Below are 23,952 nucleotides of genomic sequence, written 5' to 3'. Positions count from 1 at the left end.
TGAAAGCGGCCCGGTAGTCGCGCAGTTCGGAAGCGCTGAGCCCCGCCGCGTACTGGTCGATCCGGCCGGCCTGCTCGGCGCGCTCGGCCCGCAGGGCGGCCAGGAGCTCGGCGGCCCGCTGGGCGAGCGAGCCCGCGCGCTCCTGTGCGGAGCGGTCCGGCGCGGGGCCGGCCGGTTCCGGCGGATGGTGCTCGGGCGGCGGGTTTCCGGCGCGTTCGGGAGGGCGCTCGGCCAGGGCGTCCCCGAGCCGGTCGGCATGACGCTCTGTGATCGGCGGCCGGGTGGTCGCGGGTCCTTGACCCGGTCCTTCGGAGGTTCCGCTCACCGCTGGCTCCCGCAGTGCAATCGAGTTGTGCAGAGGTAGTACGGAGTTGCTCGGGTTCTTCGGCCGGGGTGGACGACAGCCTTGGGAGGCCGGTTCCACGCAGGAAAGTGTGCCGATCATAGAGGCTGCCGCGCGGCGCGATCCAGCTTCGGCGTCGTGATCAAGCGCACCCGGAGTTCCGTGTCGATCGTTGGCCGATCGTTTCTGCGCGGGTGTGGCCGGGCTCGGGCCGTCGGTGATCGGTCGTGACTTTCCGTAAGCCATCGGAGTGTCGGTCCCTTCACCTTTCTGGGGCAGCAGAACAGGACGTATCCGTACATACATGATCAAAGTGGGTGGGATGTCCCGCATCCCGCTCCCGGAGGTCGACGTGCAGCGTCAGCAGACACCCGGGGGAGTGGAGCGTGTCCGGCTGCGCAGTGCGGCGGCGGCGCTCACCTCCCTCTCGGCGCTCGCCGCCATCTCGCTGGTGTCGGGCCCCGCCGTCGCGGCGAACTCCGCGGTGCCGTGCGCCCTGCCCCGGACCAAAGCCCACCACTCGCTCGGCCTCGACACCTGGAACGCCGCCTACCCGCGCCCTGACCGCGCCCTGACCGCGGTGATGGTCTTCCTGTCCTTCCCGGACTCGAAGCCCGCCAACGACCCCAAGGACCTGGCCGCCGACTACTTCCCCGCCACCAGCCGCTTCTTCGAGCAGGCCTCGTACGGCAAGTTCCGGCTGAACGCCGAGCCGCAGCGGCGCTGGGTGCGCATGCCGGCCGCGTCGACCTCGTACCGCATACAGCGCGACTGGGACCCGGACCAGCGCACCCGCTATCTGACGGACGCGATCCACGCGGCCGATCCGACGACCGACTTCTCGAAGTACGACATCGTCTATCTGGTCGCCGACCCGGACGCGCCCGGCGTCGACTCGGACGCCACGAAGGTCGTCAACTTCGACCGGCCCGTGCGCGCGGACGGCCGGGACATCAACCGGGTCGTGACCGTCTTCGAGCACCACCCGCCGGACCGCAACGTGCTGGCCCACGAGACCGGGCACGTCTTCGACCTGCCGGATCTCTACCATCGCCCCCAGGACGGCAAGAACGGCGACTGGGACACCTACGTCGGCGACTGGGATGTGATGGGCAGTCAGTTCGGGACGGCGCCGGACCTGTTCGGCTGGCAGAAGTGGAAGCTCGGCTGGCTCGACCGGCAGCAGGTCATCTGTGTGACGGGTGACGGCACGACCCGGCTCACCCTTGAACCACTCTCCGCGTCCCCCGCGAAGGCGGGCACCGCGGCCAAGCGCCTCGCGGTGGCCCGTACCGGCGAGGACCGGGCGATCGCCATCGAGGTACGGGACTCGGCCGGCCTGGACCGGGCGAGCTGCAAACAGGGCCTGCTCGTCTACCGGGTCCGCGGCGGGTCCGCGTCCGGCGGCGGCCCGGTCGAGGTGCTCGACGCGCACCCGGGCACGGAAGCGTGCTGGGAGAAGTCGGTGTACCCGGCGCTCGCGGACGCCCCAGTAGCGCTCGGCGAGACGTTCACGGTGCCCGGCGAAGGCATCAGGATCGAGGCCGAGGGCCGGACGAAATCGGGCGCCTGGACGGTCAAGATCTCGCACTGACCGCCCCCGCGCCGCACGCCCTGACCGGCGCCCGCCCGCGCACACGAAGAAGCCCCCCGCTTCCGCGAGGGGCTTCTTCCGTCTGTGCGCCGCCAGGGACTCGAACCCCGGACCCGCTGATTAAGAGTCAGCTGCTCTAACCAACTGAGCTAGCGGCGCCTGCTGACGTCGTAGACATTAGCATCCTGATCGGCGCGAGGAAAAATCGATATCCGGGGGAGGTCCGTGGGCTCGCTCTTGGCCGCCCGGACACAGGCCCACAGCAGTACGTCGGGCCCCGGCAGCCAGGGGCGGCGGGTGTCGGGAGCCACCAGCCAGCGGGCCGCGCCCGCGTTCTCACGCTGCGGGCGGACCAGCGCCGGGACGGTGACGGCGTCGCCGGCTCCATGACAGAGCAGCGGCGGAACCGGGACCCCGGCGCCGTGCCACTCCTCCCACTCCAGGAGCGAGGGCAGGCGCTGCGCGGTGCCGGGCGCGGCGAAGAGCAGCATGCGCCCGCGGTGGACGGCGACCGGCCCGGAGCCCGGACCCTCGGCCCAGAGCCGGTCGAGCATGCGGCGTCCGAAGATCGACGGAACGTTCACGACGTCGAAGACCGAGCCGCAGGGCAGCACGCCGGGCGCGGTCGGCCGGGCCTCCCAGAGGGAGAGGGTGCTGCGCGCGTGGGTGGCCGCGGACGACAGCCAGGCGGCGCCCGCGGCGGTCACCTCGCCCACCTGGGGGTCGTCCTCGTCGCGCAGCGCCCGGAAGATGTCGTACGCGTCCTGGCCCCCGGCCGGTCCGCCGCGCCCACCGACCGCTGTGAGCGGGCCGCCGCCCGCCCTGGTCCCCCGGACGCCGCTGCCCGTGCCGTTGTCGCTGCTCATGCTCTACGTCTACCGGCTGGACAGATTCCGGTTCGGCGACTTGGCGGAAACCGGGACAGGGCGGGGCGGGAGGGCGTATCTTGCACCCCGGCATATGCCCGTGGTCAGGGAAGTTCCCCCGCGCGCATCAGATCGCGGCCGAACTCGATCATCTTCTTCGCGTAGTCCTCGGTCCACTGGGCCCGTTCCGCCACGTCGGCGGGGGTCAGCCGGTCGAAGCGGCGGGGGTCGGCGAGCTGGGCCGCCGCGATCGCCTGGAACTCGACCGCCCGGTCCGCGGCCGCCCGGAAGGCGAGGGCCAGCTCGGTCGCGCGCGAAAGGAGCGCCCGGGGGTCCTCGATGGACTCCAGGTCGAAGAAGTGCTCCGGGTCGGCGCTGGCCTCGGACGGCTCGAAGAGCAGCGGCGCGGGCCTGAGCCGCTGCCGCTCCTCGTTCCGCTCGTGTTCCGGCATGTCTGTCCTCCCAGGGGCAAGCTCGACGGTCACGGTCCGGGCGCCCCGGGCCACCGTCCATTCTCCCGCGCGTACGCAAGGGGGCCTTCGCGGGGCGGTCTGCGGGGGCGGCCCCGCGGGGCTCAGGGCTGCCAGATCACCCGGTGTTCTGCCAGGTGGGACAGCACCGCGTGGTTCGCCTCCCACCCGTCCGGGAACTTCACCGTCACGCCCAGCTGGACCGGCTCCGTCGACGGGTGGTCGTCCAGGAGGTCCGTCACGCCCGCGCGGCACACCACGATGCAGGCGTGCCGGTGGCGCGAGGCCAGGACGCACAGGCGGCCCGTCTCCAGGTGGAAGGCCGTCGCGTCCGGGCGGCCCGAGAGCGGGTGCAGCACGACCGTCACGTCGAACTCCCTTCCCTGGAGCCGGTTCGCCGTGTCCACGGCCACCCCCGTCACGCCAAGCTCCGCGAGCGCCGCCCGGACCGCGGCGGCCTGGTCGCGGTGCGCGGTGCCGACCGCGATCCGAGCCGCCGTGAGCGGCACCGGCTCCGGCGAGCGCTCGCTGGTCGCCGCGCCGCCCCGGTCCAGGAGGCGGCGTACGACCTGGGCGACGGCGCGGACCGCCTCCGGGTCGGTGCGCGGGGTGTGCCGGGCGGGCAGTTCGAGCAGGGCCCAGCCCGACTCGGCCGCCTCGTCAAGGGCGCGGTCCGGCGCCGAGCCGTCCGACGCGACGCCGAAGGCGAGCCGCCGGTCCCCGTGATCCGTGCCGCTGCGGAACGGCGTGAACGGATAGAACGCGTCCGACACCAGCGGCGCCGCCGACGCGGGCAGCCGCCAGGACACGGGCAGCCGGTGCTGCGGCAGCGCCGGGTTGTGCGCGAGCAGCGTCGAGACCGCGCTCGCCGACGGGTCGTACGAAAGCCCCGCCCACTGCTCGGCATCCGCGATCGCGAACGGGTCGAGCTGCCCCGGATCGCCCACGAACAGCGCCCGCTCGAAGAGCCCGGCGACCGCGAGCAGCGCGTCGGAGCGCATCTGGTACGCCTCGTCGACGATCGCGTGCCGCCAGGGCTCGACATCCTTCACGTGCGCCCACTTCGCGGCCGTCGAGATCACCACGTCCAGGCCCGCGAGATCGCCCGCCTTCGACGACTTCCGTACGTTCTCCAGGTCGTCCAGGGCCTTGTCGTACGGGTCGCTGTCACTGCTGTGCAGGCGGCCGACCGGCAGGTCAGGGGCCTTCTCCGCGAGGCGTATCACCAGGTCGTCGACCTGCGAGTTGGTCTGGGCCACCACCATCAACGGGCGCCCGGCGGCGGCCAGTTCGAGGGCGGCGCGCACCACGAGGGTGGACTTGCCGGCGCCCGGTGGCGAGTCGACGACGACGCCGCGGGACGAGCCGTGCAGGGTGTCGGCGAGGATCGCGTCGGTGGCCTCCGCCGCGGCCGCGCCCGGATCGAAGGCGGTCACAGAAGGTCCTCCGGGGTCAGCGGATCGGGCTGTTCGGCGATGTCGGAGCGGGGCGGGCCGCCGTGCGTCCACGGGGTGGCCTCCGGGTCGGGCAGCTTGGGGGCGCCGCGCTGTTCGTGCTCGAACAACGTCCAGCAGATCCGGTCGCCCTTCTCGGGGACGGAGCCGGGCGCCGGATCCTTGGCGCGCCCCATCTTGTCCAGGATGCGCAGGACGAGCGAGCCCTCGGACTCGTACGTCACGAACTCGGCCCTCTGCGGTTTGCCGTCCAGGGTGCGGTAGACCTTCGCGCCCTCGGCGAGGTGCGGGGCGTCGTCCGTGCGCAGGGTGACCAGGGGGCGCGGGCTCGGGCGCTTGGACTCCGTCCACGCCTCCACGACCTCGACGACCTCGCCCACGAACGCCTCGCCCGCGAGCCTGCGGCCCGCCATCACGAGCGGGTCGTCGAGCGCTTCGCCCGCTTCGAGTTCGGCCTGCGCGCGCTCGCGCCGCAGCAGCTTGGTGGCGGCCGTCACCGCGTCGTCGCGGCGCGGCTGGGGCGGCTCGCCCGCGGCGATGCGGTCCCGGTGGCCGGTGAACGACCAGCGGTCGCTCGTCCAGCGCGCGGCGGCCCGCTCGCCCTCGGGGAGCTCCCGCAGCAGGTCGAGGGCGCGCCACACCGCCGACCAGGTGGGCATGAGCTGGGCGGCGAGCAGACGCCGTATCTCCCGTTCCGCGACGGTCAGTTGACCCAGCCGCTCGTCCGCGACCAGACCGTCCTCGGCGGTCCCCAACGCCTGGCGGGCCCGGTCGTAGCGCTCCACGGCGGGGGCGAGCAGGCGGTTGTCGAACGCCGGGTCGGTGGCCGGGCCGGCCGGCGGGCAGAGCAACTGGCCGTCCGCGCCCCGCGCCAGCTCGGCCCGCAGCGCCGCCTCTGCCCCGGATTCGCCCGCGGGCGGGTCGATCCAGGCGAGCAGCGAGCCCAGGTGCTGGTCCTCCAGGCTGGACTGGCCGGTCGCCCAATGGCGGTTCAGGAGGTCGGTCGCGGCGAGCAGCAGCGCGGCCCCGGGGGTGCGGGCGCGCTCGGCGTAGTGCGTGAACCAGCGGCCGAGCAGCGGGACGCGGGGCGGCGCCGGATAGGGCGCGTCCGGGTCCTGCTCGGCGGTACGGCGGAACCGCATCGAGCGGCCCAGCAGGCGTACGAAGTCGAGGCCGGCCCGGCCGGGGACGATCAACTGCGGCGCGTCCGCGCACAGTTCGACCTCGACCTTGGTCTTCTTGCCCGTCTCCGGGTCGGTCTCGGCGCGCTCGGTCAGCTCGACGTCGTCGGTGTACGCGTCCAGGTACGGCAGTACGGCCTCGGCGAGGTCGGCCAGGAAGCCGAAGCGCAGGTCGCGGTCGCGGGGCTGGGGGACGACGAGCAGCGTCGGGGCCGTGCGGTCGGTGCCGACGAGGGCGCCGAGCGGGGCGCCCGCCTCGCCCGCCGTGGTGAGCGGCACGAAGACGAGGGGCCGCTCGCTCAGGTGGCGGTGGCGGACGGTGGTCAGCGGCTGGGCCCGGCCGGACTCGACGGCCTCCAGGCGGGCCAGGGTGGAGATCAGCGACACGGGGCACCCGCCTCCGCGCGCAGGGCGGCCGCGCGGCGTACCGCGGCCACCGTTGGATCGGCGGGGTCGCCCGACTCGCCGCGCGCGGCCGCGAGGACCTCGCCGATCGTCGTCAGGCCGCCGAGCTCGCCCCGCAGCGAGCGGCCGAGCGCGGTCACCGCGCCCTCCTCGCGGGCCCGTCGCCGGCAGTGGAAGGCCAGCTCGCAGGCGGCCAGGCACTCCGGCGCGTACACCGCGGGAACCGCCTCGACGGCCGATGCCAGGGACTCGCCGGACTGGCCGTCGAGGTCGAAGGTGGTGCCGGGCGGCAGCTCGTCCGCGATGTCCTCGATACGGGCCAGGCGCGTCAACTGGCGCCGGGTGACGGAGAGTTGCTTGCGTACGTCGATGACGGACGCGGTCGGCAGGTTCGAGAAGTCCTTGGGGCAGACCAGCAGGACCGAGTGGTCCACCGAGGCGCCTTCGGTGAGCGCGGCGACCCGCTCCAGGGCCAGCACGTACACCGCGGACTGGCGGGCGGCGGAGCCCACCTTCGACGGGTCTGCGGCCGCGTCGATCATGGGGAAGGACTTGATCTCGACGACCGTCCAGCGCCCGTCCGGGTGCACCACCACCGCGTCCGGCTCCAGGTAGGCGGGGGAGCCCGCCACCTCAAGGGCCAGCATCGGATGGTCGAGCAGCGCCCAGCTTCCGGCTGCGGTCGCCTCGCGCAGGGCGAGCGCGGTGCGGGCCGCGCGGCCCTCGGGACCGGCCGCCGCGAGATCGGGGGTCAGCGCGTCACCGGGCGGCTCGGAGCCCGCGCCCATCCGCTCGTGCAGCAGACGGAGCAGTTCGGTGCCGCCGTCGCCCTTCACCTTGGCCTCGAAGGCGTTGCCCCGCATGAACGCGAACTGGGACTGGCCGAACGCCGCCGACGGCGAGCCGATCGCCTCGGCGAGCGCGCCCTTGTCGACCCCGGCGCCGTCGAGCAGCGCGCGTCTGCGGCAGCCCGGGTTCGCGGCGAGGGCCGCGAGGGCCCGTGCGTCCAGCGGCCGGGCCACGGTGGCCGGGCCGCGCAGCTCAGCGAGCCTTCGACGCAGTGCTGTCGGCGGCTTCTGCGGGGGTGACGGAGGACGTCCGCTGCCCAGGGATTCGCTCACCCACGGAAGTCTCGCATCCGGTACTGACAATCGAGGTGCCCGTGGCGGAAGAGGCGGGCGCGAAGCGGGTGCGCACGCGCTCCGCGAGCCGCAGTACGGGCTTGGAGAGCAGCAGGCCGGCGCCCATCACGGCGACGCCCGCGACGGCGTCGAGCAGGTAGTGGTTGGCCGTGCCCATCACCACGAACGTAATGGTCAGCGGGTACGCGACGGCGGCGATCCTGGTGATCCGGCTGCCGCCGAACCGCCACAGCATCACCCCGCACCACAGGGCCCACCCGACGTGCAGGCTGGGCATCGCGGCGAACTGGTTGGTCATGCCGCCCATGCCCCGAGGCGCGCTCGCCTCACTGCCCCACCAGCCGTACGAGCCGTACTGGGCCATCGTGTCGGTGAAGCCCTGCACCGCCGGGAGCAGCCGGGGCGGGCAGGTCGGCAGGAAGGTGAAGCCGATCAGGCCGAGCAGGGTGGAGGTCATCAGCCAGCCGCGGGCGGCCCGGTACTGGGTGGGGCGGCGGCGGAACATCCAGATCAGGAGGGCCGGGGTGACCAGGTAGTGCAGCGAGGCATAGATGAAGTCGGCGGGTATGCCCACCGCCGGGGTGTGCGTGAACAGCCGGTTCAGCGGGTGCTCGGCGTTGAGGTGGAAGGCCTTCTCGAAGCGCAGGATGGAGAGGCCGTGCTCAACGGCCCGCGCCTCGTCGCCGCGTACGATCAGTCGTCCCAGGGAGTAGGCCGCGTACACGAGCGCGATCAGGGGGAGTTCGGTCCACCAGCGCGGTCGCGTGGCGTGCTGCGGCGGCTGCATCCGGCGGGTTCCTCCAACTGGTACTGAGGCTGCCCGCTCGGGGCCTCCGGGTTTTTGGCGTGCGTTCAACCGTACGGTGTAAGTGATCGCCCTCACGCAGCACCCCGGTGTTCGGGTCAGACGCCGGGATCCGGCTCCTGGTTGCCTCGGGCGGTACGCGATGATGGTGACCGGAACATTTCGTACGGGATCGGGAGAGAACACCCATGGCAGCCGCCGCACCGCGCATCCTGCTGGCCAGACACGGGCAGACCGAGTGGTCGCTCGCGGGCAAGCACACCGGCCGGACCGACATCCCGCTCCTGGAAGAGGGCCGGCGCGGCGCGAAGCTCCTCGGCGAGCGGCTGCACCGGGAGCCCTGGGGCGGACTGCCCGGCGTCGAGGTCCGCACCAGCCCGCTCGTGCGGGCGTCCGAGACCTGTGAACTCGCCGGGTTCGGGGAGCGGGCCGAGCCGTGGGACGCGCTCATGGAGTACGACTACGGAGCCTACGAGGGCATGGCGCCGCCCGAGATCCAGGCGCTGCGGCCGGGCTGGTTCATCTGGCGGGACGGGGTGCCCGACGGGGAGACCCTGGCGCAGGTCTCCGCCCGGGCGGACGAGGTCGTCGACTGGGCGCGCTCCGCCGGGCGGGACGTGCTGGTCTTCGCCCACGGGCACATTCTGCGGTCCATCGCGGCGCGGTGGCTGGGCGAGGACATCTCCTTCGCGGCGCGCATCCGCCTGGACCCGACGTCGCTGTCGGTGCTGGGGTGGGCGTACGGGGACCCGGCGATCGAGCGCTGGAACGACACGGGCCACTTGGAGCGCTGAGCCCTCGGGGGGGCGGAGCCCCGACCCCCCTGGCGGAACGCCCGGGGCTGCCCCAGACCCCCTGAGGGGCTGGGCCCCTCGCCCCCCCCGGGACGAAACGGACCTCAGCCCATCCCCACCCCCCGGAGGCCACGCGGCGGAGCCGCAGAGTGTCACGGCGGGAACGGGCGGGGTGGGGAAGAACAACCGCCTACACCGCCACCGCCGCCCGGCGTTCCAGAAACGCCGCCACCTCCGGCGAAGCCCGGTGCGGGGCCAGGATGCGGGACGTGTCCGCCAGCATCGCCTGGATGCGGGTGGACTGGACCTGGTTCAGGAGGTCCAGGACCTGCTGCCCCGCCGCCGCGGACTCCGCGGGCGCGCCCGCCCGCGCGAGGTCGTCGGCGAGCTCGGCCCGGTACAGGGCCAGGTTCCGGGTGAAGTGCGGGTCCTGCGCGGTCGCCGCACGGTGCGCGTGGCGGGCCGCCCGGGACCAGTCGCCGAGGGCCGACCAGCACTGCGCCTGGAGCATCTCCAGCTCGGCCTCCACGAAGAAGGTCATCCACTCGGGGTCGGCCGGCGAGGCACCCCGCGCGAAGTGGAAGTGCGCCCGCGCCAGGGACTCCTCGCACGCCGAGCGGTCGCCGAGCCCCGCCCAGCCCCCGGCCTCGCGCAGCGCGAGCAGGGAGAGCAGCCGGGACGAGCCGAGCGAGTGGGCCGCGCGCTCGCCCGCCTGCGCCGCCCGCATCGCCTCGCGCGGCCGGCCCATGTCCCTGGCCAGGAACGACATGTTGCAGAACGCGTGCGCCTCAAGACCTGGGTCACCCGCGAGGCGGGCCGTCGCGAGAGCCTCCGCGTAGTGCGAGCGCGCCTCGCCGAAGCGGCCCGAGTCGTGTGCCAACCAGCCGACGGAGATGGCCAGTTCACCCGCTCCCGTGTGCAGCCGCTCCTGCGTGGAGCGCCGCGCCGCACTCGCGTCGAGCAGGGCGTACGCGGTGCGCAGCGGCTGGGCGGCCCGCTGGTAGAGCCCGTCCGCGCCGTGCCGGTCGTCCAGGAGTCTGATCCGGCGCACCGCCTCCTCGACGGCGCTCACCTCGGCCTCGCCGACGCGCTGGACGGGATGTGCGGATGCCGGGCCGAGGCCCAGCGAGACGGCCGCCAGCGTGGCGGTGGAGCCCGTCATGAATGCGCGACGCAGCACGTCGCTCTCCTCGTGGTTCTGGTGATCGTGGTTGTGGATCTGGTTGTGGGTCTGGGGGTGGATGTGGTGGTGGGCGGCGTCTGACGGCTGGCCCTGACCTTGGCCGGGCCATTGGCCGTGTCCTTGGCCGGGCCATCGGCCGGGAACTTGGCTGAGGCCTTGGCCGGGCGAACCGTCGTGTGGATGGGCGGGGCGGGGCGTGACGTGGAGCAGGGGCGCGGAAGACAGTGGGCGCGCCCCTCGGCCCCGTACCGTCTCTCTTGCCGAGAACCCCAACTCGGCCAGGGTCAAACCCGGGAACATGTGCCGGAAGACCCTTTCGTACGCGTAGTTGGGGCAGCGGATCTCGCCGTTCTCCACGCGTCCGATGTAGCGGGCGTCGCAGGCGACCTGCTCGCCGATCTCGCGGGCGGCCCGGCGGACCGCGGCCGCGAACTCGCCCGGCGAACGGGCGCCCCTCAACTGCCGGAAGGCCACGTTGGGTTCCCGCGTGATCCGGCGCGGTGTCTGCGAAGTCCGCGCGTTCACCCGGGAGTCGTCCTGGGGATCTGGTGACGGCGCCATGGCTCGACAGCCCTCTCTGGCGGGGTGGTGCGAAGCAAGAACGTACCTGCTGTGACGAGACGTTCACGCAGTGTTTGGCTACAAACCGGATATCTCACCCGCGATCCGCCATGAACTGCCATCCTTTGCGGCGGCGCGGCGCCGTTCCCCTTGACGCGTAAGGGCGTTGAACAATGCGGAGAGAGCCAGACACCGCAGAGACGCGGAGGGCTTGCCTTGTTGGAGGACTGCGTGAACACCGACACCGACATCGACTTCACAGGCTCCGGTACGCAGACGACGGCCGTCCGGCCTCCGCATGCACCGCAGGCGAGCGCCCCGCCGGTCCTCGCGCGCGGCGCCGAGGAGCCCTGCGACCTGGTGACCGTGCCCGCCCGCCAAGGCCTGGAGGCCGTCGACATCATCCGCCGAGGCTCCGCCCCGGCCGCCGTCGGTCCCGTCCTGCACGACGGGACCTGCGACACCCTCGGCTTCCTGGTGCCGTCCGGCACCGCCGCCGCCTGGGACGTGCCGGGCAGCGCCTGCACGGAGACCAACGGGCGGGGCCTTCGCATCGAGGGCCTGCCCGTCGAGCCGCCCGTCACCGGCTCGGGCTGGCTCCTCCCGCCGAACACCACCGAGGTCACCGACCCGGGCCTCCTTCGCGAGGCCCTCGGCGAGGCGGCCCGGATGATCGAGGCCGCCGACGGGATCAGCGAGGCCGAGGGCAGGCTCTGAGGGCCGCCACCGCTCGGGAAGGCGGCACCCGCTCGGGCGGTCGATAATGGCCGGATGGCGAAAAGCAGCAGGCGGCGCGGGCCCGAGCCCGTCGTCGAGACGGTGGACGGCGGCCTCGCCGAGCTCATACCCGACCGGGACCGGACCGGCGGGTGGACGCTGCTGCTCGACGGGGCGCCCCAGTCGCACGTGGACCTCGAAGCCCCGGACCGGCTGACCTTCGAGTACCAGCGCCGTCTCGGCCACGTCATCGACCTCGCGGCCCCGCCTGGGCAGGCCCTGAACGTCCTGCACCTCGGCGGCGGCGCCTTCACCCTGGCCCGCTACATCGCGGCCACCCGGCCCCGCTCCACCCAGCAGATAGTCGAGCTCGACGCCGCGCTCGTCCAGCTCGTACGCCGCGAGCTGCCGCTCGACCCCGGGGCCCGGATCCGGGTGCGGGGCGGGGACGCGCGGGCCGGGCTCGGCAAGCTCCCCGACGGCTGGGCCGACCTCGTCATCGCGGACGTGTTCAGCGGGGCCCGCACCCCGGCCCATCTGACCAGCACCGAGTTCCTCGCCGACGTACGCAGGGTGCTGAAGCCGGGCGGCACGTACGCCGCCAATCTCGCCGACGGGCCGCCGCTCGCGCATCTGCGGGGCCAGATCGCGACCGCGGCCGGGGCCTTCCCCGAGCTCGCGCTCGCCGCCGATCCGACGGTGCTGCGGGGCAAGCGGTTCGGGAACGCGGTGCTCGTCTGCTCGGCCGTGCCGCTGCCGGTCGCCGAGCTGACCCGGCGCATCGCGGGCGACCCGCACCCCGGCCGCGTACAGCACGGGCGCGAGCTCGCCGACTTCACGGGCGGGGCCCTCGCGGTGAGCGACGCGAGCGCGAAGCCCTCGCCGGCGCCGCCGGCCTCCGCGTTCCGCTGAGAGCCTGTGTCCGAACCTCGCCCGGATCACGCTCTCAGGTGTTGTTGATCTCCACTGAGGGCGGGTGGCCGTTCCAGGTGCAGAACACCGAGACGGTCTCGCTGCCCCGGGTGAAGGTGACCCGTATCCACTCCGACTGGATCCACCGCTCCATCTGCCAGCCGGACGCGGGCGTCGCCGAGACCAGCTGGGCCGAGGTGTCGCCGAGGTCGAAGACGACCCGGCCGCCCGAGACGTTGTAGCCCTGCACCGCGCCGGAATTGGCCGGATTGCCCGAACTGCCGGACGGCGACGGTGACTTGCCGCCGGACGGCGAGCCGCTGCCCGACGGCTTCCCGCTCCCGGCGTCCTTCGACGGCTTCCGGGAGGGGGAAGGTGACGGAGAGGGCGGGGTTTCCCTGGGGCGCCGGGTCGACGATGCGTCCGGCTTCGAGCCCTGCGTGACATGCACGTCGCCGCTGATCGGCAGGGCGCGCGGCGGGTCGTACACCGTGCCGGCAAGGACCGTGTGGACGCCCCACCAGGAGAGCGTGACCGCCGCTCCGGTAGCGAGCGACCACGCCAAACCGTGTACGAGTCCTCTGTGCATCCGGGCCATACTGCACCACGAGCCCCACCCGTGTCCCGCCACCGCCCGCTCCACTCCCACGGGGGACTCCGCTCCTCCGGATGGCGTACGGTGCGGGCCATGGCAAGTGTGCTCGTGGTCGAGGACGACCAGTTTGTCCGCTCCGCCCTCATCCGCCACCTCACCGAGGCCTCCCACACGGTACGGAGCGTCGGCACGGCACTTGAGGCGCTGCGCGAAGTGGCCCATCACCGGTTCGACGTGGTCATCCTGGACCTCGGCCTCCCCGACCTGGACGGGTCCGAGGCGCTGAAGATGCTGCGCGGCATCACCGACGTACCGGTGATCATCGCCACCGCGCGGGACGACGAGACGGAGATCGTCCGACTGCTCAACGACGGTGCGGACGACTACCTCACCAAGCCGTTCTCCGTGGAGCACCTCTCCGCGCGGATGTCCGCGGTACTGCGCAGGGCGCGCGCCACGGCCGGGGCCGAACCGCCCTCCCGGGTCCTCCAGGTCGGCGGGCTCCGCGTCGACCCGCTGCGACGCCAGGCCGAACTCGACGGCGTACAGCTCGACCTGACCCGGCGCGAGTTCGACCTGCTCGCCTTCCTCGCCGGGCGGCCCGGCGTGGTCGTGCCCCGCAAGGAACTGCTCGCCGAGGTGTGGCAGCAGTCGTACGGCGATGACCAGACCATTGATGTGCATCTGTCCTGGTTGCGACGGAAGTTGGGAGAGACGGCCGCGCGGCCCCGCTATCTGCACACCCTGCGGGGCGTGGGTGTGAAGCTGGAGCCACCTCAGTGAGATGGGCGCTGGTCAAGGTCTGCCTCGCCGTCACCGTGATGGTCGTGGTCGCCTTCGCGGTGCCGCTCGGCATGGTCATCAAGGAGATGGCCCGCGACCGGGCGTTCTCCAACGCCGAGCGGCAGGCCGCGGCGATCGGGCCGACCCTGTCCATCACCACCGGCCGCGACGCGTTGGAGCGGGCCGTCGCCTCCACCCAGTCCGGCGCCGAGGACCGGATGGCCGTGCACGTCCCGGCCGACCCGGCCGTCGCGGGCAGCGCGCCGGTGGACATCGGCAGGCAGCGCGCCGCGGACAAGGACCTCCAGGCGACGCGGAAGATCATCAAGGCGTCCATCTCCGACGTCTCGGGCGGCTCCACGCTGCTCCAGCCGACCGCGCTCAGCTCCGGCCAGATCGCGATCGTCGAGGTCTTCGTGCCGGAGGCCGAGGTCACCAACGGCGTGACGACGGCCTGGCTGGTCCTGGCCGGGGTCGGTATCGGCCTGATCATCGGCTCCGTGGCGGTCGCCGACCGGCTCGGCGTACGCATGGTCCGCCCCGCCCAGCGGCTCGCGGGCGCGGCGCAGGACCTCGGCGAGGGCAAGCTCGGGGCGCGGGTCCCCGAGGAGGGCCCCACCGAACTCCGCTCGGCGGCCGTCGCGTTCAACTCGATGGCCGACCAGGTCGTCCAACTCCTCGCCAACGAACGGGAGTTGGCGGCCGACCTCTCGCACCGGCTGCGTACGCCGCTCACCGTCCTTCGCCTGAACGCGGCCTCCCTCGGGGACGGGCCCGCGGCCGACCAGACCCGGGCCGCGGTCGAGCAACTGGAGCGGGAGGTCGACACGATCATCCGCACCGCGCGCGAGGCCAAGCCCAAGACCCAGCCCGCCGGGCCCGGCGCGGGCTGCGACGCCTGCGAGGTCATCCTCGACCGGATGGCGTTCTGGTCCGCGCTCGCCGAGGACGAGGGACGCGAGGTGCGGCTCGCGGGCGTGGACCGTCCGGTACGCATCCCGGTGGCCCGGGCGGATCTCGTGGCCGTGCTCGACGCGCTCCTCGGCAACGTGTTCCGGCACACGCCCGAAGGCACGGCCTTCTCCGTCGACGTCCACAACGGTGAGGACGCGGTGATCGTCCTCGTCTCCGACGCGGGGCCGGGGATCGCCGACCCCCGGGCGGCGCTGGCGCGGGGCAACAGCGGGGGCCGTCCCGGGTCGACGGGTCTTGGCCTCGACATCGTGCGCCGGGTCGCCGAGTCGACGGGCGGCGACGTGCGCATCGGCCACTCCGTCCTGGGCGGGACGGAGGTCCGCCTCTGGATCGGGCTCGGCGTTACGCCTCCGGGGCGGCGGGGGCATCGGGTACGGGGGCGGGGGAGGGGCCGACGGGGCGGGGAACAGCCGGCTTAACCTCCCCCCATCCCACCCTTAAGCAGACCCTAAGATCCCCAACCCCCGCCCCGAACTGGGCATTTGTCCGATTCCGCATCGCTAGCGTGCTGCCCGCACCCCCGAATTCCCCCGCAACGCAGAGGCAGGCACGGCATGGGCAGCAGTACGCACCGGCGCAGGGCGAGTGGCAAGACCAAGGTGATCGGCGGGGTGGCCGCCGCCGCGGTCGTCGGCGGCGCGGCCTTCGCGCTCACCGGCACCGCGCAGGCCGCCTCGGTCGGCGCGGCGTACACCAAGACCAGCAGCTGGACCGGTGGTTACACCGGGCAGTACGTCATCACCAACGACAGCGGCGAGACGCTCGCCGACTGGACCCTGGAGTTCGACCTCCCGGCAGGCACCACGCTGTCCTCCCTCTGGAACGGCGACCAGACCGTCAAGGGCCGGCACGTCACCGTGAAGCCCCCGAGCTGGGACAAGGCGGGGCTCGCCGCGGGCAAGTCCGTCACCGTGGGGTTCGTCACCTCCGCCGCCGGCGCCGCGGGCGATCCCACCGGCTGCCTCATCGACCAGGAGAAGTGCTCCGTCGACACCGGCGCCACCCCCCGGCCCAGCGGCCGCCCCACCGAACAGCCCACCCCCGAGCCGTCCCAGTCGGCGAGCACCAAGCCGACCGACAAGCCCACGCCCTCCAAGTCGGCCACCGCGATACCCACCCCCACCAAGAGCACGGGCACCTCAACCGGCGCCGGGTTCGCGCCGTACGTCGACACCTCGCTCTACCCCACGTACGACCTCGCGGCCACCGCCGACAAGACCGGCGTCAAGCAGTTCAACCTCGCCTTCGTCACCTCCGGCGGCAGCTGCGCCCCGCTGTGGGGCGGCGTCACGGACCTGGGCGGCGACAAGGTCGCCTCGCAGATCGGCGCGCTGCGCGCCAAGGGCGGTGACGTCCGGGTCTCCTTCGGTGGCGCCGCCGGCTCCGAGCTCGGCCTGGTCTGCAAGAGCGCGGACGAGCTCGCCGCCGCGTACGGCAAGGTCATCGACGCGTACAAGCTCACCAAGGTCGACTTCGACATCGAGGGCGCCGCGCTGCCCGACACCGGAGCCAACACCCGCCGCGCGCAGGCCATCGCGAAGCTCCAGCAGTCCCACCCCGGGCTCGACGTGTCCTTCACGCTGCCCGTGATGCCGGAGGGCCTCACCCAGCCCGGGGTCGACCTCGTCGCCGACGCCAAGAAGAACGGCGTGAAGGTCTCCGCCGTCAACATCATGGCGATGGACTACGGGCCCTCCTACAGCGGCGACATGGGCGACTACGCGATCCAGGCGGCCACCGCAACTCAGGCCCAGATCAAGGGAGTTCTGGGTCTTTCCGACGCCGCCGCGTGGAAGGCGGTCGCCGTCACGCCGATGATCGGCGTCAATGACGTGAACGTCGAGAAGTTCACCGTCGCCGATGCCGCCAAGCTCGTGGACTTCGCCAGGTCCAAGGGTCTCGGCTGGCTCGCCATGTGGTCCGGCGCCCGCGACCAGCAGTGCTCCGGCGGTGCCAAGAACTCCGCCGACCCGACCTGCTCATCCATCGTCCAGGAGCCCCTCGCCTTCACGAAGGCCTTCGGCGCCTACAAGTAGCCCCGCCAAGGGGCCTCAACTGCCGTGGGTTCCGGCCGAGTTCACTCTTGCGGCCGGGACGTACGGCGTTCGCCCGCCCGGATCGCGAGCGCCAGTACGCCGCCCGCGACCGTCACCGAGAGGACCACGCTCCACGGGAGCACCCCGAAGGCGGCGAGCAGGGCGGCCGGCGGTACGGCCACGAGCAGCGGCGGCAGCGCCGAGTAGTTGTTCAGCCTCATCGCCCGACTCCTTCCCGGGCCGCGTCCAGGTAGTCCGAGAGGTCGTCCCACTGGCCCGGGCGTGCCGACGCGTCCCCGGACAGCGCCGCCGGGTCCTCGCGCCACGCGGTCCGTACGCCCGCCGAGATCGTCCGGTCGCCGCCGCTGAACAGCGCGCCCAGCTCGTCCATCCGGGCCGCCAGCCTGCGTACGCGCGGGTCGGTCGGTGGGGTGCCGGAGGCTCTCAACTTCTCGGCCCGGCGGTACAGTTCGGGCCATTCGATCTCCAGCAGGTAGTGCGCGGCCGGGCCGAGGGCCGCGGTGTGGGTGCCGAGCGCCCGTACCTGGTCGTCGTCGAGGTGGCGGCGTACCGCCTGTTCGGCGGCGGGGCTCGCGGCGCCGGTGGCGCGCAGCGCGTCGAGGACCGCGGAGGTCGTCGGCGCCCGGCCGTCCGCCACCTCCCGCTCGATGTGGACGAGCCGGTCGCGCAGGCCGGTGAGTGCCGCGAGGTGTGCCTCGACGCTCTCGCGGTGGTCGCGCAGGACCCGCATGGGGTCGAGCCCGGAGTCCAGGCACACGGCGATGGTGTCCAGCCCGAGGCCCAGGCCGCGCAGGGCGAGTACCTGGTAGAGGCGGGCGATGTCGTCCTCGGTGTACTCCCGGTGCCCGCCCGGGGTGCGACGGGAGGGGGAGAGCAGCCCGATGGTGTCCCAGTGGTGCAGTGCGCGGACGGTGAGCCCGCTGGCCTCGGCCAGCGGGCCCACCTTCCAGGTGGATTCGGTCATGAGGCCACTGTGCATCCTCACGCCGTGTGAGGTTCAAGCCCCCGCGCACCCTCACGCACCCGCACGCGCGGGACGCCCGTCCCCCATCACCCCTCAGGCAGTGCCCCCGTGCGGGCCAGCTCCGCGTACCAATGGGCGCTCGACTTCGGGGTGCGGGTCAGCGTCTCGTAGTCCACGTACACCGCGCCGAACCGCTTGCCGTACCCGTACGACCACTCGAAGTTGTCCATCAGCGACCAGAGGTAGTAGCCCCGTACGTCCGCGCCCGCCTCCATCGCGCGGCGCACCGTCGCGAGGTGGTCGCGCAGGTAGCGGATGCGGTCCGGGTCGTGCACCGAGCCGTCGGGGCCGGGCTTGTCGTCGCAGGCCGCGCCGTTCTCGGTGACCAGGAGCGGCAGGCCGGGGGCCTCCTTCGTGTAGCGGAGCAGCAGGTCGTACAGGCCGGAGGGGTCGATGGCCCAGCCCATCGCGGTCTGCTCGCCGGGCGGCTGGTGGAAGGCGACCGAGGCGGCGCCCGGCCAGGGCGAGTGCGCGCTCGCGCCGTGGCCGTCGGCGCGGCTGCCCGGCCGGTCCGGGTCGGCCGCCGAGACCAGGGACGTCGTGTAGTAGTTGAGGCCGAGCGCGTCCAGCGGCTGGTGGATCGCGCGCAGATCGCCGTCGTGCACGAAGGACCAGTCGGTGACGGAGGCCGTGTCCGCGAACAGGTGCTTGGGGTACGCGCCGTGCAGCATCGGCCCGTGGAAGACGCCGTTGGCCAGATCGTCGATCCGGCGCACCGCTGCCAGGTCCGCCGGATCCTGTGAACACGGCCTGACGACGGCGGAGTTGAGGCTGACCGCGATCTGGTTGCGGGCCGGCATCGCGGCCCGCAGGGCCGAAGTGGCCTCCCCATGGGCCAGATTGAGGTGGTGGGCGGCTCGAAGCGAGGCCGCCGGGTCGGTCCGGCCGGGCGCGTGCACCCCCGACCCGTACCCCAGAAAGGCACTGCACCAGGGCTCGTTGAGGGTGATCCACCGCTCGACCCGGTCGCCGAGCGCGGTCCCGACCAGGGCCGCGTACTCCGCGAAACGGTAGGCCGTGTCACGGGCCGGCCAGCCGCCCGCGTCCTCAAGCTCCTGCGGCAGGTCCCAGTGGTAGAGGGTGAGCGCGGGCACGATGTTGTGGTCGAGCAGCTCGTCGACCAGGCGCCGGTAGAAGTCGAGACCGAGCTGGACGGCGGGCCCGCGCCCAGTGGGCTGCACCCGCGACCAGGAGACGGAGAAGCGGTACGAGGTGAGGCCGAGCTCCGCCATCAGTGCGACGTCCTCGCGCATGCGGTGGTAGTGGTCCACCGCGATGTCGCCGGTGTCGCCGTCGGCGGTCCGGCCCGGAGTGTGGCTGAAGGTGTCCCAGATCGACGGGGTGCGGCCGTCCTCGGCCGTCGCCCCCTCGATCTGGTAGGCGGAGGTGGCGGCGCCCCAGAGGAACCCGGGGGGAAAGCGGTCGGACATGCGACACTCCCAACGTGCAAGTAAATGACGGCAGTTGGCCCGGTATGCGGCCCGGGTGGTGGCTCAGCCCTTCACCGCGCCCTGCATGATCCCGCCCACGATCTGGCGCCCGAACAGGACGAACGCGAGCAGCAGCGGCAGGGTGCCGAGCAGGGCGCCGGCCATGATGACCGACTGGTCGGGGATGTAGCCGCGGCCGAGCCCGGTGAGGGCGACCTGGACGGTGGGGCTGCCGTTCTGGGTCAGCGCGATGATCGGCCAGAAGAAGTCGTTCCAGGCCATCACGAACGTCAGCATCCCGAGCACCGCCATCGCGGGCCGCGCGACGGGGAACACGATGTGCCACACCACCCGCCAACTGCTCGCCCCGTCGACGCGGGCGGCCTCTATCAGCTCGGTGGGCAGCGCCTCCACGAGGTACTGCCGCATGAAGAACACCCCGAACGCGCTGACCAGGGTGGGCAGGATGACGGCCTGGAGCTGGTCGGTCCAGGACAGCTTGGCCACCAGCATGTACAGCGGTACGACGCTGAGCTGCGGCGGCACCATCATCGTGCCGATCACCAGGAGCAGCAGCAGGTTCTTGAAGCGGAAGCGCAGCTTGGCGAAGGCGAAGCCGGCCAGGGTGGAGAAGAACACCGTGCCGGCCGCGACCGAGCCCGCCACGACGGTGGTGTTGAGCAGGGCCGTGCCCATGTTGGCGTCGGTCCAGGCGATCTGGAGGTTCTTGAACAGGTTCCCGCCGAACCAGAACGGCGGGGGCGTCTGGGCGAGCCGGGTGTTGGTGCGGGAGGCGGCCACCGCCGTCCAGATCAGCGGGAACAGCGATCCGGCGGTGAACACGATCAGGACGGCGTAGGTGAGGCGGCCGCCGTGCAGCTGGCGGCCGGCACGCTGGGCTCTCAACTGGTCATCCCCTTGCGCAACTTGTGGGAGACGAGCCAGTTCACCGCGCCGATGAGGAGCAGGATCAGGAACATCGCCCAGGCGATCGCGGAGGCCCGGCCCAGGTGCAGGTTCACCCAGCCCTGTTCGTACAGGTAGAGGCCGAGCGTCTGGAACTGGTGGTCCGAGCCGCCGGTGGCGCCCGCGGCGCCGTTGAACAGGAGCGGCTCACCGAACAGCTGGGTCGCGCCGATCGTCGAGACGACCGCGGTGAACAGGATGGTCGGACGCAGCGACGGGATCGTCACGTGGATGAACTGCTGCCACCGGGAGGCCCCGTCGAGCGCGGCGGACTCGTACAGGTCGGCGGGCACCGCCTGCATGGCGGCCAGGTAGATCAGGGCGTTGTAGCCGGTCCACCGCCAGATGACGATGGTGGACACGGCCAGCTGCGAGGTCCAGCCGCCGTTCTGCCAGTCGATGTGCCCGAACCCCACGAGCCCGAGAGCCCAGTTGATCATTCCGTAGTCGCGCCCGAAGAGCAGCACGAACACCAGCGTCGCGGCCGCCACGCTGGTGGCGTACGGGGTGAGGACGGCGACCCGGAAGAACATCGAGCCGCGCAGCTTGTAGTTGAGCAGGTGCGCGATGCCGAGCGCGACGAGCAGCTGCGGCACGGTGGAGAGGACCCCGATGGTGAAGGTGTTCCGCAGCGCGTTCCAGAAGAAGTCGTCCGACAGGAGCCGGGAGAAGTTCCGCAGCCCCACCCATGTCATGTCGTCCGGCGAGGTCAGCTCGACCTGGTGCAGCGAGGCCCAGCCCGTATAGAGGAGCGGGAAGAGGCCGAAGGCCGCGAAGAACAGGAAGAAGGGCGCGATGAACGCGTACGGACTCCAGCGCACGTCACGCCGGTAGCGGCGGCTGCGCCGCTCGTCCGGGAGGTCCCGGGCGGGGGCCGTGCCCTCCTGCCCGGGGCCGGGGGAGGGCACGGCGGCCGTGGTGTCGCTCGCCATCGTCACTGGTCCAGCGCGTTGTCGATCGCCTTCACCGCGGCGTCCCAGCCCTGCTGCGGAGACTTGCCCTTCTGCTCGACCTGGAGCATGCCGATGTCGGTGAGGTTCTGCTGGATGGTCTGGTCCTTCGGGCCGAGGGTCTGCACCGGGGTGCCCTCGGCGGCCCGCGCGAAGATCTGGCCGATCGGCGCGTTGTCGAAGTAGGCGTGCTTGGCGCCGGCGACCGCGGGCAGTCCGTACGCGGCCTTGGCGCTCGGGAAGCTGCCGCGCTTCTCGAACAGGACCGCCTGCTGGGCGGGTGCGGTCAGCCAGGCGGCGAGCTTGGCGGCTTCCGCCTTGTGCTTGCCGGCCGACGGCACGGTCAGGAAGGAGCCGCCCCAGTTGGACGGCTTGGGGGCCGCGGCCACGTCCCATTGGCCCTTGGCGGGGGCGCCCGCCTTGTCCTGGATGTAGCCGAGCATCCACGCCGGGCAGGACACGGTGGCGAAGGAGGCGTTGGCGAAGGCCTGGTCCCAGGTCGGCTGGAACTGCTGGAGCTTCGCGGTCAGGCCGTCGGTCGCGAACGCGGTCGCGGTGTCCCAGGCCTGCTTGATGGCCGGGTTGGTCTTGTAGACGACCTTGCCGTCGGCGTCGTAGTAGCGGGTGGCGTTGGACCCGGTGATCGAGTTCAGCACGCCGGAGGCGGAGTCCACGAAGGCGGCGCCCTCCGGAGCCTTCGCCTTGTACTGCCGCCCCACCTCCAGGTACTTGTTCCAGTCGCCCGCCCACAGCTTGCCCACGGCCTCGCGGTCGGTGGGCAGCCCCGCCTTGGCGAACAGGTCCTTGCGGTAGCAGATGCCGGTCGGCCCGGTGTCGGTGCCGAGGCCCACGGTCTTGCCGTCCTTGGCGGTGCCCTCGGCCCACTTCCACGGCAGGAAGTCGTCCTTGTTCACGCCGGGCACCTTGGACAGGTCCTCCAGCTTGCCGCTCTGGGTGGCGGTGACCTCGGCGATGTTGCTGACCTCGACGGCCTGGATGTCGGCGAGCCCGCTGCCCGACCCGAGGTGGGTCAGGAGCTGCGGGTAGTAGTTCTCGTTCCGCTCGATCGAGGTCTGTTTGATCTCGATGTCCGGGTGGAGCTTCATGTACGCGTCGTAGAGCCCGGCCTCCTTCAGGCCGAAAGCACCGAAGACGCCGACGGTGAGGGTGGTCTTCGCGCCGCCCCCGCCGCCCCCCGTCGACGAGCTTCCGGCCGCCGGGGACTTGCCGTCGTCGGCGCAGCCCGCGAGCAGCCCGGTGCCGAGCGCGGCCACGGCCGCGAGGGCCGCGAGCCGCCTGGACATACGTGTACGCGTGCGCATGTGCTTCCTCCAACTGTCGTCCGGGCCAGGCCAGTTGAGGCGCGTCGGCGCGGGCGGAAGGTATGCGAAAGGTGTAGGGACCTACTAGTGTGGGAGCGCTCCCAGCCGTGATGTGTTGAAGGGTTGCGGCTCCCTGTGGGGCTGTCAAGGGACCGCGCGATAACAGTGGATGCGGTTCTCCACCCGGCCGGGGCTGTTACTTTCACCGGAGTTACGCGAGTTGGGGAGGCAGACGTGACAGCAGCCCACACAGCCAGGGGCCGCAGTGCCGGACGGCCCACGCTCGAAGAAGTGGCGGCCAGGGCCGGGGTCGGCCGGGGCACCGTGTCCCGGGTGATCAACGGCTCGCCCCGGGTCAGCGACGAGACCCGCGCCGCCGTCGAGGCCGCCATCGCCGAGCTCGGCTACGTACCCAACCGGGCCGCCCGCGCCCTCGCCGCGAACCGCACGGACGCCATCGCCCTGGTCGTCCCCGAGCCCGAGGCCCGCTTCTTCGCCGAGCCGTACTTCTCCGACATCGTGCGCGGGGTGGGCGCGGCCCTGGCCGACACCGACATGCAGCTCCTGCTCACCCTGGTCGGCGGCGACCGGGAACGGCGCAGGCTCGCCCAGTACCTCGCCTCGCACCGGGTCGACGGCGTCCTGCTCGTCTCCGTCCACGCCGACGACCCGCTGCCCGAGCTGCTCGAACAGCTCGGCATCCCCGTCGTCATCAGCGGCCGCCGCTCGGAGGACGAGCCGCTCGCCTCGGTCGACTCCGACAACTACGAGGGCGCCCGAGCGGCCGTCGCCCACCTCGTCGCCCGCGGCCGGCGCACCATAGCCACGATCACCGGGCCGCTCGACGTGTACGGAGCCCGCCGCCGCCTCGACGGCTACCGGGCGGCGCTGGCCGAGGCGGGCCTGGAAGAACTGGCCGCGCACGGCGACTTCACCGAGGAGGGCGGCCGCCGCGCGATGGCCGAACTCCTCGAACGCGCCCCCCGGCTCGACGCCGTCTTCGCCGCATCCGACGTGATGGCCTCCGGCGCCCGCCAGATCCTGCGCGAGGACGGCCGCCGCATCCCCGAGGACACCGCCCTGATCGGCTTCGACGACTCGGCGATAGCCCGCCACATGGACCCGCCGCTGACCAGCGTGCGCCAGCCGATAGAGGAGATGGGCCGAGCGATGGCCGAACTGCTCCTCACCGAAATAACCGCCACGGAACCGGCCCGCCCCGGCTTGGTGCTGCCTACGGAGCTGGTGGTGCGGGCGTCTTCGTAAGAAGGCCCTTCAACGGGCCGGAAGAAGAGCCGGAGCAAGAACCGGAACGAGAAGCCGGAACGTGGAGCCGGAACGAGAAGCCGGAACGTGGAGCCGGACACGAAAACATGGAGCCGAACACGAAGAAGGCCCGAACCGCTTTCGCGGCTCGGGCCTT

The 23,952-nt window shown here is 72.5% G+C and carries 22 protein-coding genes and 1 tRNA gene; 8 read left to right on the top strand and 15 right to left on the bottom strand.

The window, feature by feature from the left end:
* Positions 1 to 665 precede the first annotated feature (665 nt).
* Positions 666 to 1,937 (top strand): M6 family metalloprotease domain-containing protein, encoded by a 1,272-nt coding sequence (locus ACWC2B_RS03725; protein WP_450714797.1) that lies wholly within the window; start codon positions 666 to 668, stop codon positions 1,935 to 1,937.
* Positions 1,938 to 2,022: 85 nt separating this feature from the next.
* Here ACWC2B_RS03725 and ACWC2B_RS03720 read toward each other — a convergent pair.
* The 7 genes from ACWC2B_RS03720 to ACWC2B_RS03690 form a co-directional block, all read right to left on the bottom strand.
* Positions 2,023 to 2,096: transfer RNA gene (locus tag ACWC2B_RS03720), tRNA-Lys, on the bottom strand.
* On the bottom strand, positions 2,087 to 2,803 hold the full coding sequence (locus tag ACWC2B_RS03715) for a bifunctional DNA primase/polymerase (RefSeq protein WP_450714796.1): 717 nt from the start codon (positions 2,801 to 2,803) through the stop codon (positions 2,087 to 2,089). Before ACWC2B_RS03715 ends, ACWC2B_RS03720 begins: the two co-directional genes overlap by 10 nt.
* A gap of 104 nt (positions 2,804 to 2,907) precedes the next feature.
* Entirely contained in the window at positions 2,908 to 3,255 is a 348-nt protein-coding gene (locus tag ACWC2B_RS03710; protein ID WP_450714795.1) for a hypothetical protein, read from the bottom strand.
* 122 nt (positions 3,256 to 3,377) lie between these two features.
* Positions 3,378 to 4,709 (bottom strand): AAA domain-containing protein, encoded by a 1,332-nt coding sequence (locus ACWC2B_RS03705; protein WP_450714794.1) that lies wholly within the window; start codon positions 4,707 to 4,709, stop codon positions 3,378 to 3,380.
* A complete protein-coding gene (locus ACWC2B_RS03700) occupies positions 4,706 to 6,295 on the bottom strand; it encodes a hypothetical protein (protein WP_450714793.1) in 1,590 nt (529 codons plus the stop codon). Before ACWC2B_RS03700 ends, ACWC2B_RS03705 begins: the two co-directional genes overlap by 4 nt.
* Positions 6,286 to 7,434: a hypothetical protein gene (locus ACWC2B_RS03695; RefSeq protein ID WP_450714792.1), complete on the bottom strand. Its 1,149-nt coding sequence runs from the start codon at positions 7,432 to 7,434 to the stop codon at positions 6,286 to 6,288. The genes ACWC2B_RS03700 and ACWC2B_RS03695 overlap by 10 nt, the downstream gene beginning before the upstream one ends.
* Positions 7,355 to 8,242, bottom strand: a complete 888-nt coding sequence (locus ACWC2B_RS03690) for a phosphatase PAP2 family protein (RefSeq protein WP_450714791.1) — start codon at positions 8,240 to 8,242, stop codon at positions 7,355 to 7,357. The genes ACWC2B_RS03695 and ACWC2B_RS03690 overlap by 80 nt, the downstream gene beginning before the upstream one ends.
* Positions 8,243 to 8,448: 206 nt before the next feature.
* Here ACWC2B_RS03690 and ACWC2B_RS03685 point away from each other — a divergent pair, with 206 nt between their 5' ends.
* On the top strand, positions 8,449 to 9,054 hold the full coding sequence (locus tag ACWC2B_RS03685; RefSeq protein ID WP_450714790.1) for a histidine phosphatase family protein: 606 nt from the start codon (positions 8,449 to 8,451) through the stop codon (positions 9,052 to 9,054).
* Positions 9,055 to 9,244: 190 nt separating this feature from the next.
* On the opposite strand, the gene ACWC2B_RS03680 is transcribed toward ACWC2B_RS03685, so the two are convergent.
* Entirely contained in the window at positions 9,245 to 10,762 is a 1,518-nt protein-coding gene (locus ACWC2B_RS03680; RefSeq protein ID WP_450714789.1) for a hypothetical protein, read from the bottom strand.
* A gap of 267 nt (positions 10,763 to 11,029) precedes the next feature.
* Between ACWC2B_RS03680 and ACWC2B_RS03675 the strand changes: the two genes are divergently transcribed.
* Positions 11,030 to 11,515 (top strand): hypothetical protein, encoded by a 486-nt coding sequence (locus ACWC2B_RS03675; RefSeq protein ID WP_450714788.1) that lies wholly within the window; start codon positions 11,030 to 11,032, stop codon positions 11,513 to 11,515.
* Positions 11,516 to 11,569: 54 nt separating this feature from the next.
* Complete coding sequence (locus ACWC2B_RS03670) at positions 11,570 to 12,427, top strand: spermidine synthase (protein WP_450714787.1); 858 nt, start codon at positions 11,570 to 11,572, stop codon at positions 12,425 to 12,427.
* Between the two features lie 34 nt (positions 12,428 to 12,461).
* Here ACWC2B_RS03670 and ACWC2B_RS03665 read toward each other — a convergent pair whose 3' ends face one another.
* On the bottom strand, positions 12,462 to 13,016 hold the full coding sequence (locus tag ACWC2B_RS03665; protein ID WP_450714786.1) for a hypothetical protein: 555 nt from the start codon (positions 13,014 to 13,016) through the stop codon (positions 12,462 to 12,464).
* A 99-nt stretch (positions 13,017 to 13,115) separates the two neighbouring features.
* Here ACWC2B_RS03665 and ACWC2B_RS03660 point away from each other — a divergent pair, with 99 nt between their 5' ends.
* The 3 genes from ACWC2B_RS03660 (at position 13,116) to ACWC2B_RS03650 (ending at position 16,816) form a co-directional block, all read left to right on the top strand.
* Positions 13,116 to 13,805, top strand: coding sequence for a response regulator transcription factor (locus ACWC2B_RS03660; RefSeq protein ID WP_450714785.1), 690 nt, complete (start codon positions 13,116 to 13,118; stop codon positions 13,803 to 13,805).
* On the top strand, positions 13,802 to 15,199 hold the full coding sequence (locus ACWC2B_RS03655; RefSeq protein ID WP_450714784.1) for an ATP-binding protein: 1,398 nt from the start codon (positions 13,802 to 13,804) through the stop codon (positions 15,197 to 15,199). The genes ACWC2B_RS03660 and ACWC2B_RS03655 overlap by 4 nt, the downstream gene beginning before the upstream one ends.
* Positions 15,200 to 15,334: 135 nt before the next feature.
* On the top strand, positions 15,335 to 16,816 hold the full coding sequence (locus ACWC2B_RS03650; RefSeq protein WP_450714783.1) for a cellulose binding domain-containing protein: 1,482 nt from the start codon (positions 15,335 to 15,337) through the stop codon (positions 16,814 to 16,816).
* Positions 16,817 to 16,857: 41 nt separating this feature from the next.
* Here ACWC2B_RS03650 and ACWC2B_RS03645 read toward each other — a convergent pair whose 3' ends face one another.
* The 6 genes from ACWC2B_RS03645 to ACWC2B_RS03620 form a co-directional block, all read right to left on the bottom strand.
* A complete protein-coding gene (locus ACWC2B_RS03645) occupies positions 16,858 to 17,037 on the bottom strand; it encodes a hypothetical protein (RefSeq protein ID WP_450714782.1) in 180 nt (59 codons plus the stop codon).
* On the bottom strand, positions 17,034 to 17,801 hold the full coding sequence (locus ACWC2B_RS03640) for a MerR family transcriptional regulator (RefSeq protein WP_450714781.1): 768 nt from the start codon (positions 17,799 to 17,801) through the stop codon (positions 17,034 to 17,036). The genes ACWC2B_RS03645 and ACWC2B_RS03640 overlap by 4 nt, the downstream gene beginning before the upstream one ends.
* An 86-nt stretch (positions 17,802 to 17,887) precedes the next feature.
* Positions 17,888 to 19,291: a GH1 family beta-glucosidase gene (locus ACWC2B_RS03635; protein WP_450714780.1), complete on the bottom strand. Its 1,404-nt coding sequence runs from the start codon at positions 19,289 to 19,291 to the stop codon at positions 17,888 to 17,890.
* 63 nt (positions 19,292 to 19,354) lie between these two features.
* Positions 19,355 to 20,236: a carbohydrate ABC transporter permease gene (locus ACWC2B_RS03630; protein ID WP_450714886.1), complete on the bottom strand. Its 882-nt coding sequence runs from the start codon at positions 20,234 to 20,236 to the stop codon at positions 19,355 to 19,357.
* On the bottom strand, positions 20,194 to 21,189 hold the full coding sequence (locus ACWC2B_RS03625) for a carbohydrate ABC transporter permease (protein WP_450714779.1): 996 nt from the start codon (positions 21,187 to 21,189) through the stop codon (positions 20,194 to 20,196). Before ACWC2B_RS03625 ends, ACWC2B_RS03630 begins: the two co-directional genes overlap by 43 nt.
* 2 nt (positions 21,190 to 21,191) lie before the next feature.
* A complete protein-coding gene (locus ACWC2B_RS03620) occupies positions 21,192 to 22,529 on the bottom strand; it encodes an ABC transporter substrate-binding protein (protein ID WP_450714778.1) in 1,338 nt (445 codons plus the stop codon).
* A 234-nt stretch (positions 22,530 to 22,763) separates the two neighbouring features.
* On the opposite strand from ACWC2B_RS03620, the gene ACWC2B_RS03615 reads away from it, so the two are divergent.
* Positions 22,764 to 23,795, top strand: a complete 1,032-nt coding sequence (locus ACWC2B_RS03615) for a LacI family DNA-binding transcriptional regulator (RefSeq protein ID WP_450714777.1) — start codon at positions 22,764 to 22,766, stop codon at positions 23,793 to 23,795.
* Positions 23,796 to 23,952: the final 157 nt, after the last annotated feature.

Source organism: Streptomyces sp. NPDC001415 (assembly GCF_053597395.1).
Note: the sequence above shows the minus strand (reverse complement) of the source record. Positions and strands in the feature narration are given on the sequence as shown.